The organism is Citrifermentans bremense R1 (assembly GCF_000426865.1).
GTDB classification, from domain to species: Bacteria; Desulfobacterota; Desulfuromonadia; order Geobacterales; family Geobacteraceae; genus Geomonas; species Geomonas bremensis.
In genome coordinates, this window is sequence record NZ_AUGE01000048.1 from 1 (window position 1) to 15,607 (window position 15,607).

At 62.7% G+C, this 15,607-nt stretch carries 17 protein-coding genes; 11 read left to right on the forward strand and 6 right to left on the reverse strand.

Annotation, left to right across the window (positions count from 1 at the left end):
* The 8 genes from K419_RS23905 to K419_RS22320 all read left to right on the forward strand — a co-directional run.
* The coding region (locus tag K419_RS23905; RefSeq protein WP_035497474.1) for a dockerin type I repeat-containing protein at positions 1-698 on the forward strand (698 nt) is incomplete at its 5' end.
* A gap of 314 nt (positions 699-1,012) precedes the next feature.
* Complete coding sequence (locus K419_RS0117925; protein WP_156912240.1) at positions 1,013-2,815, forward strand: hypothetical protein; 1,803 nt, start codon at positions 1,013-1,015, stop codon at positions 2,813-2,815.
* Between the two features lie 186 nt (positions 2,816-3,001).
* Complete coding sequence (locus tag K419_RS0117930) at positions 3,002-4,453, forward strand: multicopper oxidase domain-containing protein (protein ID WP_026842771.1); 1,452 nt, start codon at positions 3,002-3,004, stop codon at positions 4,451-4,453.
* Positions 4,454-4,513: 60 nt separating this feature from the next.
* Positions 4,514-6,706, forward strand: a complete 2,193-nt coding sequence (locus K419_RS23910; RefSeq protein WP_026842772.1) for a carboxypeptidase regulatory-like domain-containing protein — start codon at positions 4,514-4,516, stop codon at positions 6,704-6,706.
* 33 nt (positions 6,707-6,739) lie between these two features.
* Complete coding sequence (tatA, locus tag K419_RS23285) at positions 6,740-6,916, forward strand: twin-arginine translocase TatA/TatE family subunit (RefSeq protein WP_084154273.1); 177 nt, start codon at positions 6,740-6,742, stop codon at positions 6,914-6,916.
* Complete coding sequence (locus K419_RS23680) at positions 6,879-7,058, forward strand: hypothetical protein (protein ID WP_156912241.1); 180 nt, start codon at positions 6,879-6,881, stop codon at positions 7,056-7,058. The genes tatA and K419_RS23680 overlap by 38 nt, the downstream gene beginning before the upstream one ends.
* Before the next feature lie 37 nt (positions 7,059-7,095).
* Positions 7,096-8,034, forward strand: a complete 939-nt coding sequence (locus K419_RS22860; protein ID WP_051293093.1) for an SCO family protein — start codon at positions 7,096-7,098, stop codon at positions 8,032-8,034.
* Positions 8,031-9,752 carry an ABC transporter substrate-binding protein gene (locus tag K419_RS22320; protein WP_051293095.1) on the forward strand — a complete coding sequence of 574 codons (1,722 nt, stop codon included), beginning with the start codon at positions 8,031-8,033 and terminating at the stop codon, positions 9,750-9,752. The genes K419_RS22860 and K419_RS22320 overlap by 4 nt, the downstream gene beginning before the upstream one ends.
* A gap of 26 nt (positions 9,753-9,778) precedes the next feature.
* Here the strand turns inward: K419_RS22320 and K419_RS0117955 are convergent, their stop codons facing one another.
* Positions 9,779-10,111: a transposase family protein gene (locus K419_RS0117955; RefSeq protein ID WP_026842773.1), complete on the reverse strand. Its 333-nt coding sequence runs from the start codon at positions 10,109-10,111 to the stop codon at positions 9,779-9,781.
* A 154-nt stretch (positions 10,112-10,265) separates the two neighbouring features.
* Here K419_RS0117955 and K419_RS24325 point away from each other — a divergent pair, with 154 nt between their 5' ends.
* The 3 genes from K419_RS24325 to K419_RS0117970 all read left to right on the forward strand — a co-directional run bounded on the left by K419_RS24325 (position 10,266) and on the right by K419_RS0117970 (position 12,300).
* Positions 10,266-10,391 carry a hypothetical protein gene (locus tag K419_RS24325; protein WP_264175623.1) on the forward strand — a complete coding sequence of 42 codons (126 nt, stop codon included), beginning with the start codon at positions 10,266-10,268 and terminating at the stop codon, positions 10,389-10,391.
* A 63-nt stretch (positions 10,392-10,454) separates the two neighbouring features.
* The gene (mscL, locus tag K419_RS0117965; protein ID WP_026842774.1) at positions 10,455-10,889 is read left to right on the forward strand and encodes a large conductance mechanosensitive channel protein MscL; all 435 of its coding nucleotides are present in this window, start codon (positions 10,455-10,457) and stop codon (positions 10,887-10,889) included.
* Positions 10,890-10,908: 19 nt separating this feature from the next.
* A complete protein-coding gene (locus tag K419_RS0117970; protein ID WP_026842775.1) occupies positions 10,909-12,300 on the forward strand; it encodes an OmpA family protein in 1,392 nt (463 codons plus the stop codon).
* A gap of 217 nt (positions 12,301-12,517) precedes the next feature.
* On the opposite strand, the gene K419_RS0117980 is transcribed toward K419_RS0117970, so the two are convergent.
* The 5 genes from K419_RS0117980 to K419_RS0118000 form a co-directional block, all read right to left on the reverse strand.
* A complete protein-coding gene (locus K419_RS0117980) occupies positions 12,518-13,171 on the reverse strand; it encodes a hypothetical protein (RefSeq protein WP_026842776.1) in 654 nt (217 codons plus the stop codon).
* Between the two features lie 89 nt (positions 13,172-13,260).
* Positions 13,261-13,842, reverse strand: coding sequence for a putative metallopeptidase (locus tag K419_RS0117985; RefSeq protein ID WP_026842777.1), 582 nt, complete (start codon positions 13,840-13,842; stop codon positions 13,261-13,263).
* Between the two features lies 1 nt (position 13,843).
* Positions 13,844-14,137, reverse strand: coding sequence for a hypothetical protein (locus K419_RS0117990; protein ID WP_026842778.1), 294 nt, complete (start codon positions 14,135-14,137; stop codon positions 13,844-13,846).
* A gap of 329 nt (positions 14,138-14,466) precedes the next feature.
* Positions 14,467-15,237 (reverse strand): acyl-CoA dehydratase activase, encoded by a 771-nt coding sequence (locus tag K419_RS0117995; protein WP_084154275.1) that lies wholly within the window; start codon positions 15,235-15,237, stop codon positions 14,467-14,469.
* A 160-nt stretch (positions 15,238-15,397) separates the two neighbouring features.
* Positions 15,398-15,607: 2-hydroxyacyl-CoA dehydratase family protein (locus tag K419_RS0118000; protein WP_026842780.1), on the reverse strand; the 210-nt coding region annotated here is incomplete at its 5' end.

Sequence of the window (15,607 nt, forward strand, 5' to 3'; positions counted from 1 at the left end):
CCCCCACCAGCCTGACGAGCCAGTCCATAGGCGGTACCGTGGACCCGGGCTCCACGGTGGCGCTATCCTTCGACACGGCGGCGAGCGCCGGGCCGGTCACGGTCTCGGGGGGGACCTGGAGCGCCCAGGTGAGCGGGCTGGTGAAAGGGGTCAACACCGTCACCGTCACCGCCAGCAACGGGGGGGTGGACGCCTCGGTGCAGGGGAGCATCACCCTGAACGTGGCGCCGCTCCTCACCTTGGACCCGTTCCCCTCACTCTCCAATAGCGCCACCCAGACCCTGACCGGAAGCGTGGAGCCGGGGCTCACCCCGGTGGTGGTGGCGACGACGGCGGCAGGCGTCGCGGCGGTCCAGGTGCAAAACGGAAGCTGGAGCTGCACCCTGTCCGGTCTCGCCACGGGGCTGAACAGCATCACCGTGGTCGCGGCCGATGCGACGGGAGCGGTTACCATCAGGACCGCGAGCATCGACGTGGAGCCAAGCGACGGCGACGCGAGCCGCGACGGGAGCGTAGACCTTTCGGATGCGCTCCTCGTGCTCAGGATGGCGGTGGGGCTGGTGCAGCCGGCGCCGGCCCAGAGGCTAAGGGCGGACGTGGCGCCGCTTGTCGGTGGGGTCCCCGCTCCCGACGGGAGCGTCGGCGTGGCGGACGCGCTCGCCATCCTCAGGAAGGTGGTCGCCCTGGAGCGGTTCTAGCCCGGGGAGCACCCTGCAAACAAATTGGCAGGCGGGAAAAAAGAGCAGTCGCCAAATCTGCATGTAATTCCCACGCATTAGCGAAAAGGCCGCGTTTGACGCGGCCTTTTTCGTTGCCGGAATAGAGCGAAAGACGCAGAAGCTTCTGTTGATAACATGCCGTAATCGCACGTCTTTTTGAGGCTTCCTCTTGGCACGCTCCGTGTAGATAGCTGGCCAATGACGAAAGTACCGGATCTCACCGGATCGGATAGCCGCAGTCGAAACTTCGGGGCGCGACAGAGCAAGCCGCGCCAGGTTAAAAGGAGAGTGTTATGAGAACGAAAATTTGGACCGCAATGTTGATGTCCCTGCTGCTGACAGCCCTGGCCGGCTGCGGCGGAGGAGGCGGCGGAACCGGCGGCGGAACCGGCGGATCGGGCACGCTTTTGAGCGGAACGGCAATGAAAGGACCGATCTCGGGCGGAACCGTCCAGGTCTTCGAGATACTGTCGAGCGCGACGCTGAACCCGCGTGCCGGGATACCCCGCTACGGCACCACGGCGATAGCGCAGACCACCACCGGCAGTGACGGCAGCTACAGCGTGTCCCTCCCCGCCTCCATCCCGAGCGGGAGTCTCCTGGTGCAGATCACCGGCGGCAGCTACAAGGACGAGGCTACCGGGGAGAATAGGACCGTTGCCGGCCAATTCGGCAGCAACGGGCTGCGCGCCATCTTCGGGTATACCCAAGGTGCGGCGGTGCGTGCGGCGGTGACCCCCTTCACCGAGATGGCGGTCCTCGACATGGGACCCAGCCCGACCTCGGCCATAGTCAGCGCCTCTAACGCGAAGATAGCGGCGGCCTTCGGCCTCTCCGACATCATCAACACCCAGCCGCTCAACCCGACCGCGGCGTTCCCGGCCGGCTCGTCTCTGGCCGCGCAGCAGTACGCCCTGGCGCTGGCGACCATCTCGCAGTACCAGGCAAGCCTGGGCGCGGGGACCCCGCCGACCCTGGCCACCGTGGCAGGCAACCTCCTGGGCGAGATCAACACCCCGGCCAACAGCAGCGGGCTCGCCCCGGCGACCCAGACCCAGGTCGACGCGGCCGGCAACAACTTCGCCGGGAGCGGCAACAACCCGAACCCGGTGCTGAACACCCCGACCGTGAACCCCTCCGCCCCGGCGGCGATCCAGACCACCCCGTCGCTGCCGGGTTCGGCATCGATCTCCACCCCGGTCACCATCATCGCGAACCTGGTGACGGCCGGCCAGACACCGGTCCCCGACGGCACCGTGGTTAGCTTCAGCACCAATCTGGGGACTCTCTCGGCCACCAGCGCGACCACGGTCAACGGCCAGGCGAGCGTCACCCTGACCAGCTCCGGCGCCGGCATAGCCTCCGTCACGGTCAAGTCCGGCTCGATCAGCGGTTCGGTCGCGACCATCACCTTCGTCGACCCCAACGCCCCGGTCAGCCTCAACCTGACTAAGAACGTGACCACCGGCGTGACCACCGGTCCCCCGGTCACCCTCTCGGCCAGCGTGACCCGGGCCGCCGGAGGCCCCGTCCCCAACGGCACCGTGGTCAGCTTCTCCATCGTCTCCGGGAACGGGACCCTCTCGGCCGCGAGCGCCGTCACCAGCGGCGGCACCGCGAGCGTCACCCTCACCAGCACGGCTGCCGCTGCCTCGGTAGGGGTTAGGGCCGTGGCGGGGGCAGCCAGCGCGGAGATCAGCGTCCCGTTCATCGCCCAGCCGACCCAGGCGATCGTCAAGGTGAGAAGCATCGGCACCCTTCCCGCAGGCGTCCTGATCGGCGGCATCAACGCCACCGTCACCTACGCGACCAACAAGGGGCTCAGCATCGCTCCCTCCGCCGTGGCCGCCTCGGGCGCCGGAGCCGGCACCCTCTTGGAGAGAAACACCAACAACGCCGGACAGGTGGTGCTCGGCCTCATCACCACGAGCGGGATCGGCCTGGGCGAATTCGCCACCCTGACCTTCTCGATCGCCGCCGGGAACTTCCCGACCGAAGCCGATTTCGGCGTGGCCAACGGATCGTTGGCCATCGACACCGCCACGGCGAACCTGCCGGGGGTGAGCGCCCAGATCCTCGGGGTCGTGATCCAGTAGCAAAGGGCGCCGAAGCGGTACATCCCGCTTCGGCGCCGCAGCGACAAAAGCGGCGGGACAGCAAAAAGCGGCAGATGCATCTGCCGGCCTCACCCGTGCTAATCAAGACCCGCCCGGAGCGCGGCGATAAGCCCGCGGGGCAACCCGGAAACGCCAGGGAAGAGAACCGGCAGGGAGGATATTTCCATGAAACGCAGAGACTTTCTGAAAATTACCGCAGCAGGGGTGGCGACGCTCTTCGTCGGCCGGATCCCGGGTCTGGGGGTGCACAACGCCTTCGCCGCGGACCAGCTTCTGGAGGTGGAAATCACCGACGCCCTCAAGGACATGGTCACCCACAACGAGGTGAATAGCGCCCAGTGCTACTTCTGGATCTACAAGATGAAGGCGAACGGCGTCGACGTCCCCGCGGACTGCCCGGGACCGACCATCTGCATGCTGAAGGGGGAGCAGATCACCATCAGCGTCACCAACTCGCTGGACGAGCCGCACTCCTTCTACATACCGGGTATGCGCGCGGGCGACCCCCCCATCTACGACAGCGGGAGCATCGCCCCGGGACAGACCGTCACCGGGAGCTTCACGGCGACGCAGGCGGGGGCGCAGCTCTATTACGACAACTTAAACGCACCGGTCAACCGGATGATGGGGCTCCACGGCGCCCTGGTGATCCGCCCGGACGTCAAGGCCGTCGGGCACAGGTTCACCCCTTACGACAACCCGACTCCCCACGTGCAGGCGCTCTACGACGCCTTCGGCGACCCAAACTATTTCCCCGGCCTCGCCTGGGAGGAGGGGGACCAGGCCACCAGCACCCCACCCTTCAGGCAGTACGTCTGGCTGGCGCACGAGGCGAGTCCGAACCTGTTCGCCGAGGTGGGGAACCTCCCCCCCGGCCAGCTCTACAACCCGGACGACTTCATGAACGCCTTCCTGAGGGACCCCTTCAGCAGGACCAGGAGCAACAGGCTGCCGCAGTACTTCTCCCTGAACGGGCAGTCCGGCGCCTTCGGTCACTTCTCGCCGGTGATCACCCCCATGGGGCGGGTCGGCGAGCCGGTGGTGGTTCACATCCTGAACGCGGGGCTTTGGACCCATTCCATGCACCTGCACGCGAACCACTTCTTCGTCACCAGCGAGGACGGCGTGGTGCACCAAAACCCGGTATGGGTCGACGTGTACATCGTGAAGCCTATGGCCCGGGTGGATTACACCATCCCCTACATGAGGCCCCCAGACGTGCCGAACCAGCGCGGGATCGGGCGCCCCGACACGCCGCTTTTGGGGATCACCACCGGCCGCCCGGTCTGGCCCCCGTTCGAGGAACTCGACCTTGAATTCCCGAAGATGGGAGAGTCGGTCGCCTTCGCCCAGGACGGGATCACCGCGATCGACCTGCACCAGCGCATGTCGCCGCTTTGCTTCCCGATGCACGACCACTCGGAGCCGAGCCAGACGGCGCAGGGAGGCAACTACAACTGCGGCCTGATATCCGGCATCTACTTCACCGGGGACCGCAGCACCCCCGGGTCCATGAATTTCCCGATGGACCACGACTTCGCCATGATGTACCGGAACATCCGCGGCATTTCCAGCACCGGCCCTGCGCCGGGGCCTCCCCCGGTGCACGAGCCGTAAGGGGAGGTGGGGACCGGATGTCCCACGGACGGAGCCAAAGAGGGAGAAAGGAGAGAGAAAATGTCAGTGCAAAATCCCAAACATAAAGTATCCCGCTGGTCCGTGGTAGGGATGGAGGGGATGTTCGTCAAGATGTTCGATCCCCCCAAGGAGGACCCGGAGACACCGGACCAGGTCGCCGCGACCAACCCGGTCCCCGAGGTGATGGCGGCGGCGGGTTTCCAGGGCACCCCCAAGGTTCCCCACACGGTGCAGCGCGACCTGATGCACGGCCTGAAGCTCCCGACTTGGGACGGCCGCAAGGAGATCACCTACTTCACCTTCACCGACGACGACAACCCGGCCACCGGCATGGGGACCTATCCCGCCGCGACCATCAGGGTGCCGCGCGGCGTCGTCTTTCACTGCGAGACCTCCGGCAAGGGGCCGCCGCCGCACACCATCCACTGGCACGGCATCGAGCCGACGCCGATGAACGACGGGGTGGGGCATTGCTCCATGGAGATCGGGCACTACGTCTACCAGTTCCAGCCCAACTTCGTGGGGACCTACTTCTACCACTGCCATCGAAACACCATGCAGCACTTCGAGTTCGGGCTGTTCGGCATGCTCTTGGTCGAGACGCCTGACGCCTATTTCGCCACCTTGTACGACGTCGCCATCCCGATCGGGGCAGGCAGGGACGGCAAGAGGCGCGCGGCGGCTAACCTGGCCGACTTCCCGCAGTTCCCGGGGTTCAACTCCAACGCGATCCTCGCGCCCGACCCCTGGACCGGCGACCCGAGGCTCAAGTTCGCGACCGACCCGCACGCCATGACCGTCACCTTCGACGTGGAGGCCCTCTGGGTTGTGAGCGCCCGCGACTCGAACTGGAGCGACCTGGCCGACAACCCGCGGCAGACCTTCCCGGTGCACGGCACGAGGCCCGGTTTCAACGACAACTTCCACAGCCATGCCGGCGATGCGGTGCTACCCGGCGACTTCTTCGCCTTCAACGACTACCACGCCGACTACTGGTTCGTCACCGGCCTGCCGGTCCCGGTACAACCGAGGGGAACCGGGAGGGTAGGGGTCAACGCCGAGATCCCGGCCTCGTTGAACAGCGGGGTCACCGGGACTCAGATCCCGATCAACGCCCAGACCAACCAGACCGTGCTGGTGCGCTGCCTGGACGCCGCCTACAACTCGGCGGAGGTGACCTTCCCGATCAACGTCGTGGTCATCGCCTGGGACGGGCGCGCCCTGGGGGGGACCCACTACGCCTTCAACGAGGCGTACCTGGTGGAGGCGGGGACCCCTATCTTGATGAGCACGGCGCGCCGCTTCGACTGCCTGATCCGCTCCTCGGTACCGTTCCACGGCAACGCCGTGGTGAAGATGATCGATACCCGCGGCCAGGTGCCCGGCCGGGACGAAGAGGTGGTCGCCACCATCGAGATCCCGATCCACATCGACGGGGAGGCTCAGCAGGCCCCGGTCTTCTCCGTTTCGGGGAAGGTCGCCGACGCGATCGGGCTCCCGCTTGCCGGGGTGCGGATCGAGGCCAAGCCGAAGAGTCAGGGTGGTAGCGCCCCGAGGGTGGCGGTCACGGACTCTTCGGGCAACTACCGGGTGGAGGGGCTTATCAACTCGAGCTACGAGTTCATGCCGGTTCTGGCCGGTTTCACCTTCGACCCGGAGATGACGGTGCTGACCATTAACGACCGGAACGTCTCCGGCCAGAACTTCACTGCCGGCATCGCCGTCGGAACGGTGAGCCTGTCGGCCAGCAAGCCGAGCCCGCAGCCCCCGGGGATCCCCAACGGGGTCCGCTTCACCGCCACGGTCCTTGGAGGGGTGGGTCCCTTCGAGTACCAGTTCTACCTCTCCAACGGGGTGAACACGGTCCTCGTGCGCGACTTCGACGCCGACAACAAGTGGACCTGGGACACCCTGGTGGCGGAAGGAGGGAGCTTCACCGTCTTCGTGCACGTGCGGCAGGCGGGTGCCACCGGGACGCAGGCCGAGAAGATCGCCAGCACCCCCTTCACCCTGAGCGGCCTTCCGCCGACCTTCGAGCCGAACAGCTACTCGATACAGGAGGCCCTCGATGCGCTGCGCATGAACGTGGGGCTCAAGAACCCGACCACGGCCGAACTGGCGCGCCTGGACGTAGCGCCTTTCATAAACGGCGTGGTGCAGCCAGACGGACTCATCGACCTGAAGGACGTACTGAACATCCTCAGGATGGCGGTAGGACTGACCCCGCTGTAAGGCGGGGCGGGAAGGAACGGATAAGGAGGTCGTATGTTCGGCATAGGCATGCCCCAACTGGTGATCATTCTGGTGATAGTGCTGCTCGTGTTCGGCGCCGGGAGGCTCCCCGAGGTGGGGAGGGCGCTGGGGCAGTCGATCAGGAATTTCAAGGCAGGAAGCGAGGAAAAGGATGACCTGGATTCGGACGGAAAAGGCAAGACCGGTTGAGTCGGACCGGCGCGGGGCGCGGTTCGCCGCCACCCGCGCCGCGGCCGCGCAAGGAGTGAACCTGCCGAGCCCCGACGGCAGGCCCGCCTTCAAGGGGGCGCACGCGCTGATGCGCGAGGCGGTCGGGTCCGCGGCTTGGTGACGGTTCCGGTCAAAATGAATAGGACGCGAGGTGCATCATGAAGTGGGCAGTCATAGTTTTAACCCTTATCCTCGGCGCGGCGGCAGGGCATGCCGAAACCTCCCCGGCCGCCGGCGCCCGCTTGTCCCGCGCCAGCGACGACGGCGCATACCAACTGGAGCTCACGCTAAAGACGGCGGAACTCCAGCAGGGGGTGAACGCCGCGGAACTGTCGGTGCGCGACAGCGCCGGCAAGCCGGTGGAAGGGGCCGAAATCACCGTAACCCCCTGGATGCCGACCATGGGGCACGGGGTTTGGGAAAAGCCCGTGGTGACCGAGCGAGGCGGCGGGAGCTACCGCGTCGATAACGTGGTGATCATCATGGGCGGCCTTTGGGCACTCAAGGTGGAGGTGCGCAAGGGGAAGCTGAGCGACGGCGCCGGCTTCGCCTACCAGGTGGCCGAGGCTGGGGCGAAGGAAAAGGCGGAGAAGGCGAGGGAAGGGCTGCAGCGCCAAAGAGCCAACTACAGCGTCCCCAACGTCACCCTCTTGAACCAGGACGGCAAGAGGGTGAACCTGAGGAGCCTGGTCGAGGGGGGTAAGCCGGTAATCATCGACTTCATCTTCACCACCTGCACCACCATCTGCCCGGTGATGACCGCCACCTTCTCGAATCTGAGAAGCGAGCTCGGCCCCGCCGCGGGGGAGCGCGTGCAACTCATTTCCATCTCCATCGACCCGGAGAACGACCGCCCGGAGCGGATGAAGAAGTACCTCTCCCGCTTCAACTCGGGGCCGGGGTGGGAGTTCCTCACCGGGACCCGAGAGGAGATCGGGCGGGTGCTGAAGGCGTTCGACGCCTTCGTGGTGGACAAGATGTCGCATGAGCCGCTCTTTGTCGCCCGCGCCCCGGAGACGGAGGAATGGGTGAGGATCAAGGGGCTGGTGAGAAAGAGTGACCTGATGAAAGAGCTGGAAAGGATGGAGAAAAAGTGAGCGTTGCCAGGCGGCGGGTGAGGTTTTTGGCAGGGGGGGGAGCGCTCTTCTCCCTGCTTCTTTGTTGGGGGCCGGCACAGGGTGGGGGAGCGCCGGAGGCGGTCGCCGGGCTTCCCGCAGCGGAGGCCCTCAGGCTCGGGGAGGCGATGTACAGAAACGGAGTGCTTCCCTCCGGCCGCCCCATGGTAGGGGTGGTGCAGGGGGACATCGAGATGACCGGGGAGATGAGCACCTGCTCGAGCTGCCACATGAGAAGCGGCATGGGATCGATGGAGGGAGGGATACTCACCCCACCGACCGGCGGCTCGAAGCTGTACGCGCCGCTTGCCCGGCAGCAGGACATCCCCGGCCCGCTGGTGAACCGCAGCATGTTCAAGAGCCCGCCCCGGCCCACCTACGACGACGCCTCGCTCGCGGCCGCGCTGGTCTACGGCATCGACCCGACCGGGCGGACCTTGCGCGAGACCATGCCGCGCTACCGGCTGACCCAGAAGGAGACCGAGATACTGGTCTTCTATCTGAAGCAGCTCTCGGCAAAGCCATCCCCCGGGGTGGACGGCGAGACGGTCCGCTTCGCCACCATCGTCACCGACCAGGTGAGCGCCGCCGACCGGGACGCACTGCTCCTGCCGCTTAAGGCCTTTTTGCAGGAGGAGTGGAACGACCGCCTCATGGTCCTCGGGTCGCAATGGAACTCCCGCTGGTACGGCCCCGATGCGGTCAAGGCGGGGAGCGCGCCCAGGCTGCGTCGCGCGGTCTTGGACGTCTGGGAGCTCAAGGGGCCGGAGTCCGGTTGGGGCGAGCAGCTAGAGGCCTTGTACCGGAAGGCTCCTGTCTTCGCCGTCCTGGGAGGGGTTTCCCGCTCCTGGGGCGCCGCGCACCGCTTCTGCGAAGAGAAGGGGTTGCCCGCCGTCTTGCCGACTACGGAACTCCCGGCGGTTGCGCACAATTCCTGGTACACCCTCTATTTCTCGAAAGGGGTGTACCAGGAGGGAGAGACCGCGGCGAAGTATCTGTCTCGCGTCTTCGAACTGCCTCAGGACAAGAAAGTGGTCCAGGTGTTCAGGGACAACGACACCGGCCGCGCCCTGGCGCGGGGCTTCGCCGACACCTGGCAACAATTGGGGAAGGCCGCGCTCTCGGAGCGCAAACTCCTGCCGGGCGAGAAGACGGGGGGCGCCTTCTGGAAGAAACTCTGCGCGCAGGAACCGGGCGCCGCCCTGGTGCTTTGGCTCGCGCCGGAGGACCTGGCCGGGATCGCGGAGCTCCCCGCCGTCCCCGGCCACCCCTCGACCCTTTTCTTCTCCGCGACCCTCCTGGGGCCGGCGCTGGGGGTGATCCCCGAGCCCCTGCGCGATTTCAGTTTCATCACCTATCCCAACCGTCTCCCCGGCGACGAAGCGTACAGCAAGTCGCTCCTTTCGAACTGGATGAAGTTGAAGAAGATTCCGGAAACGAACCTCTTCATCTCCTCCGACGTCTATTTCCTCACCAGGCTCCTCTCCCGCACCTTGCTGGACATGGGGACCGACCTGCACCGGGACTTCTTCCTCGACCTGCTGGACGGCGCTCCGGACCAGGCCAACAGCTCGCTTCGGTACCCGAGGCTTTCCTTCGGCCCGGGCCAGCGCTACGCCTCCAAAGGGTGTTTTGTCGTTGCGCTGGGGAAGGGGGAGAACCCGAAACTGGTAAGGAAGAGCGATTGGGTGATCTACTAGGGGAGGTGGCCCATAGGCCTGCCTTTTCAGCTCTCCAGCGAGGGGATAGGCATGAATCCGGACCCCTCCCTGCACCAGGGGCGCTCCAAGGGGAATGCGCCGCAGCGGCAGGGCATGATTGGCATCCTGGCGTGCAGGTAGGTCGCATGGCTGAGAAAATCACGGTGGTACCAGATTTCCTGCACGGTTCCCGCTGGGGAGTGAGACAGCTTATTTCCGCAACGAGGGCAGGCGATGGTTTCGAGGGCATACTCGATCTTGATGTCGAGCCGGTTCGAATGGTCGGTGAAGCATGCGGAGGTAACACGCCAAGGCGGGGCAAGCCCGAGAGTTGCCGTGAATATCGAGATTTGGTCCATCGTCCTTCCTTTGAAAACGGCTCGGCGGCCGGGGGCTAAGCAGCGAGTTCCTCACTGTATTACACGTAGCGTGCCAGGTGCTGCAGATCGATGTAACCTTTCATGATCACACGACATTTCCTTCTGCATCTGCCTGCCGCTCCCCGGAAAAAGGATGTCCACATTTTTGCTGATGGTGAAAAAGGAGCGGTTCAAGATGCCCGGCAGGATGCATCGCGATAGCACCGGGCGCCACCAGATAGAGGGGGAAATTAAACCATTTTTGTTGCGCCCGATGTAAAGGGTGGTAGCCTTTCCCATGTGTTTTTTGCTGAAGTTATCTCATAAGGGGGGGCACCAAAAAATGTTGAAAGAGTTCAAGCAGTTCGCACTCAAGGGCAACGTACTCGATTTAGCAGTAGCTGTCGTTTTGGGTGCCGCGTTCGGCAAGATAGTCAGTTCCTTCGTATCCGACATACTCACCCCCCCCATCGGAAAACTCCTCGGAAACATCGACTTCTCATCCTTATTCCTGAATCTGTCCAGCACGCCGGTCCGCTCGGTCGCCGAGGCTAAAGCCCTGGGAGCGCCGGTCATCGCCTACGGTCTCTTCCTGAACGCCGTATTTGACTTCATCATCATCGCCTTTGCACTGTTCCTGCTGGTGCGCCAGGTGAGCAAGATGCTTCCCCCTCCGACACCCCCGGTTGCCACCAAGGAATGTCCACACTGCTGCACCATGATACCTGTCAAGGCGTCCCGTTGCCCCAACTGCACTTCATCCCAGTCTGCAGCCTAACTACGATAGGAGGTATGAGATGAAAAAGTTCCTGCAGCTTGTTCTGGTTCCTGCGTTGCTTTTGGGCCTGTTCACGCAGGCGTTCGCAGAGGTGAAGCCGGAAAGCTTCTCCGTTTCTCCCTACGTTGCCGGTTACAGCTTTTTGGGGAGGGAACGGCTTGAAACCGGACCAGCCGTCGGCTTGCGCGGTGGCTACAACTTCACCAGCCATTTCGGCATGGAGGCGGTGCTGACCTACATAAGCACCGAAGGGAAGGATGGTTCCGGGATCGGGGACGTGGACGCCCTCAACTATCATCTGGACATGCTGTATCACTTCATGCCCGAAAAGACGCTGGTCCCTTACCTCGCCATGGGGTATGGCGGCCACTGGCGCGACTACGAGGGGGATGGGGAAGTGAACCGTTCCGCTTTCAACTATGGCGGCGGGGTGAAGTATTTCCTTACCGATGCGATGGCGCTTAGAGGCGATGTGCGTCATATCATCATGAAGGACCGGGATGAAACCTTCCACGACCTTGAATACGGCTTGGGGGTCGATTTCATTTTCGGCGGTGCCAAAGCCGCTCCGGCAGTTGCAGCCGCCCCAGTGGCTGCCCCCGTTGCCGCTCCCGTGGTGCAACCTCCGGCAGCGGAAGCCCCCTTGGAGCCGGTACCGGCTGCGGAACCTGCGCCGGGACACTACAAGTACTGCGTAACACTGCAGGGCGAGTTCGACATAGACAAAGCCGAGATCAGGCCTGAGTACCGGGACGAGGTCGCAACCGTCGGCAAGTTCATGAAGCAGTACCCGACCACCACTGCGGTTATCGAAGGGCACACCGATAACGTCGGCGACCCCCAGTACAACCTCGATCTTTCCAAGCGCCGCGCGCAGGCAGTCGTCGATTACCTGGTCGACAACTACGGTATCGAGCGCTCGCGTCTGGAGGCCCGCGGTTTCGGAATGGCGCGCCCAATAGCCACAAACAACACCGACGAGGGGAGGCAGGCCAACCGCCGCATCGAGGCGATCATCGACTGCGCCTTCGACGTCAAGGAGGTCCAGCCCCCGGACCGGCTCTGCATGACCCTGCTGCTTGAGTTCGATAGCGGCAAAGCCGACATCAAGCCGCAGTATCGAGACGAAATGGCCAAAGTAGGGGAATACTTGAACAAGTATCCCACCACGACGGCGGTCATCGAAGGGCACACCGACAACGTCGGCGGCTCCGACTACAACATGAAGTTGTCGCAGCAGCGCGCGGACAACGCGGTGCAGTATCTGGTGCAGAATTTCGGCATAGATAAAAGCCGCCTCTCTGCCAAAGGGTATGGCTACACGCGGCGCATCGCCTACAACAACACGCCCGAGGGGCGGGCCAAGAACCGCAGGATCAATGCAGTCATCGACTGCGTCATCAAGAAATAGTTAAAATCTAGAATAAGACTAAGATTAAGGTTGAGTCTGAGACAAAGACTTGAGAAGAACTAAAGAAGGGGAAGCCGTTTTGGCTTCCCCTTCCTGTTTGTGGTGCAATCCGATGTCTCTGATTTAGATGTGAGTCTGAATCCAAGGTCTGAACTTACAGTCTCGGATTTTAAACTCAATCTTAATCTCAATCTTTATCTTTATCTCGCCTTTAGCTTTACCCAATCTCCTTGTCGATGAACTTCTGCACCCCGCGCAGCATATCCTCGACGTCGGCGGTGCGGTACCTGGAGCCATCACCGGCAATGAAGTCTTCCTTCATGTAGAACCAGTCCTTCACGCGCTGGTAGGTCCCCACTTGGTATACCTTTGCCTGGTAGAGCGCCTCGTTCATCTCGGACAGGTTCCCGGCGGGAATGGTCTTGCTCTCGCAGATCAGCGTCAACGCTTGCTCCAGGAGGACCGAAGCAAGGATGCTGGCGGTTGATAAGTCGCCCCTGCGCAGGAAATCGAGCGTCCTCTCCCCGAGGTACTCCAGGACCGCATGGTCCAGGAACAGCCTGATGTCGGTTAGTCCTCCCGCTTCGAATTCGGTCCGCGCAGACTGCACGATGGCGCGGCAGTTGTCGAAGCTTTCCTTGTAGGTGATGTTGATGATTTTGGCGTAGATCGCTTCGAAGTTGCGGTAGTAGGCGCTTTCCTCGCCGAAAACCTGCTGCAGCAGGCTCAGGGCGGAATTGGCCCAATCCTGGAACAGCTTGGAGTCCACGATTGCGGCAATATCGTTTATCTGCTGGGAAGAGTTGACCTTCTTCCCCTTTTCGACCAGTTCCTCGAATTTTCTCGCGATGGTGTAATCGAGCTTTAACATGGGGTGTTTACTCCCTGTCTTGGAGTACGGAGACCTTTAGGGTCACTTCATCGTATCGGCTGAACCTTGACGGTACTTGAGGGGAATGCTTATGCGGGGGTGATGCTGATGCGGGGAGCCTGCAACCGGCGACCCACTATGGCCTTGTGCCGGGTGCGCAACGAGGCCAGGTCCCCCTCCAGGAAGTCCAGCGCGGAGGGCTCGGGAATCAGCTTCAGGTACGCGTCCACCAGCTTTCCCATCAGGAGGTTATAGCTTTTGGTGGACGAGCCGTGGGCGTAGTTGCGCCCGGGGAAACGGCGGATGTCGCCGTCGCAGGCAGGTGAGATGTGGTACAGCTCGTGAAAAATGGTGATCAGCTTCTCCCGCTGGGGAAGCTCGAGGAATCTGGGCACCAGGAAGTAGATGACGTAGAGCATCTCCTCCCCCTGGTGCTTGATGCTCGGCATGGTGCAGAGTACGCTGCGCCGCCCGCGCCGCGCCTTGACAGACCTTTCCCCGCCGGCGAAACGCAGGGGGTGGATCTTGGCAAGGCTGCCGCCGCGGGTGGTCCTACCGGTCGAGACGCAGACCAGCAGCTTGTCGGGGATCACGTGTTGCAGTTGCGGGGTCCGGGCGGTGATATCCCGGATCAGGCGCTCCAACTCCCCGGTCAGGTTGAGCGTGGTCAAACTAAACCCCGGCGAGCCTCAGCTTGTGGCAGAACAGGCAGCGCGAAGGGCCGTCCTTCGGCTTGACAGGATGCTTGGCCGGGAAAGGGACGCCGCCGGGCTCGTAATGGCAGGCCGGGCAACCTTTGTCCGCCTCGATCTTGCTGCCGGTTTTCTTGAATATTTCGTAGGAAGCCTTGTGGTTGTCGTCCAGGGGGACCCGCTTGGTGGTTTCCTCGCCGGAGATTAGGTAGAACGTGCCGAAGACGGCCGCGATGATGATGATGAAGAACCAGTCCTTCTTGCCGATGCGCATGTAAGCCCTCCGAAGATAACAATTGCGGCGAGGGTAAACGCGCCGCGCGGAAAATTCAAGAGAAAACTAAAACCATTAGCCACGGAGAAAATCTGAGAAAAGCAGAAGACGCTGAAACAAAACGGCGGAACACAGAGGTCGCGGAGGTCCCTGAGGTTTTTGGTGAACTGCAAGAGGCTCTCACCACAGACCACAGAGGAAACACAGAGGAAGTCAAAACCCTGAAGCCTTTGGTCATCTCAAAAGGTTTGTGATTTTCCTGCTTCTGTTTTTCCTCTGTGTACCTCTGTGTCCTCTGTGGTGAATACTTCTGGTTTCATGCCTCAGATTCAGGAGGCGCAGCCTATGGCGCCGTTATGCTGGGGGTGTTCCGGGATCACCACCTGCATCCCGCACTGCTGCCGCAACAGGCTCACCATGGCCCGGTTCAGGGCCACTCCGCCGGTAATGACCAGCGTGTCGGAGGGAAAGCGCTTCAGCATGGGCATCACCCGCTTGACCAGGGTGAGGTTGACCCCCGCGCAAAGCCGCTCGGGCGCGTGCCCCCGCAGGATCTGCCCTATCAGCTCGCTCTCGCCGAAGATGCCGCAGGTGGCGTCCAGCGCCACCGGGTCTGCCGAGTGCGAGGAGAGCTCTTCCAGCGAAACCTCAAGCACGGCGGCCATGTTCTCCAGGTAGCGCCCGCTGGAGGCGGCGCACTTGTCGTTCATCACGAAGTCGGTCAGCCTGCCTCCAACCACCTGGGCCACCTTGGTGTCCTGCCCCCCCATGTCGAGCAGGGTGAAGTTGGCTAATCCCGTCTGGGTGCGCGCGCCGGCGACGTGGGCCTTGATCTCCGAGATGACCCGTGCGCCGTGGAGATTGATGCTGTTCCTGCCGTAGCCGGTGACGGTGATCTCCGCCTCGGCGAGTTCCTCTGCCGTGAAGATGCCGCTCCCCAAAAGGTCGAGCGACAGCTCGTCGTTCACCATGCTGCCGTACTTCTTGTAGAAGGAGATGGTGTCCAGGTCCGCGAGCCTGACGATATTCGCTCCGCGCATCAGTGCAAACTTCGCCTTTCTACTCCCCAGATCTATACCTATTTTCAATTTGTCTGGCACCTGAATGCTCTGCTCCTGTCACTGTGGCGATTGCTTACTCAGTTATTGTTTTTTCTCATCTACTACACTTGCGAAATCAAGGTCGCATTGTATATTTTGTCACGGGTCAGTAAATGGGCTCTGTATCGGAACAGGATTGCAACACGATGAGGCTCCCCTCTCAGTCACGATCCTCAAGTAGTTCCAGAAATCCTTCCACCCTGATCTTTGTTCTGGCATCTATGGCGCCCGGTTTGTCACCTTCGAGCGTCATGATTGGAAGCTTGATGCTTTTTCTGAGAACCATATCCTCTATCTGCCGGAAGCAGAAAGACTGAACATAATGGATGACGCCGTCGATGCGGCGCTTCTCTATCTCCCGCGAAATGTC

Coding starts and splice junctions, on each gene's coding strand:
- K419_RS0117925 (WP_156912240.1), top strand. CDS start 1,013: ATGAGAACGAAAATTTGGACCGCAATGTTGATGTCCCTGCTGCTGACA.
- K419_RS0117930 (WP_026842771.1), top strand. CDS start 3,002: ATGAAACGCAGAGACTTTCTGAAAATTACCGCAGCAGGGGTGGCGACG.
- K419_RS23910 (WP_026842772.1), top strand. CDS start 4,514: ATGTCAGTGCAAAATCCCAAACATAAAGTATCCCGCTGGTCCGTGGTA.
- tatA (WP_084154273.1), top strand. CDS start 6,740: ATGTTCGGCATAGGCATGCCCCAACTGGTGATCATTCTGGTGATAGTG.
- K419_RS23680 (WP_156912241.1), top strand. CDS start 6,879: ATGACCTGGATTCGGACGGAAAAGGCAAGACCGGTTGAGTCGGACCGG.
- K419_RS22860 (WP_051293093.1), top strand. CDS start 7,096: ATGAAGTGGGCAGTCATAGTTTTAACCCTTATCCTCGGCGCGGCGGCA.
- K419_RS0117955 (WP_026842773.1), bottom strand. CDS start 10,111: ATGGACCAAATCTCGATATTCACGGCAACTCTCGGGCTTGCCCCGCCT.
- K419_RS24325 (WP_264175623.1), top strand. CDS start 10,266: ATGTCCACATTTTTGCTGATGGTGAAAAAGGAGCGGTTCAAGATGCCC.
- mscL (WP_026842774.1), top strand. CDS start 10,455: ATGTTGAAAGAGTTCAAGCAGTTCGCACTCAAGGGCAACGTACTCGAT.
- K419_RS0117970 (WP_026842775.1), top strand. CDS start 10,909: ATGAAAAAGTTCCTGCAGCTTGTTCTGGTTCCTGCGTTGCTTTTGGGC.
- K419_RS0117980 (WP_026842776.1), bottom strand. CDS start 13,171: ATGTTAAAGCTCGATTACACCATCGCGAGAAAATTCGAGGAACTGGTC.
- K419_RS0117990 (WP_026842778.1), bottom strand. CDS start 14,137: ATGCGCATCGGCAAGAAGGACTGGTTCTTCATCATCATCATCGCGGCC.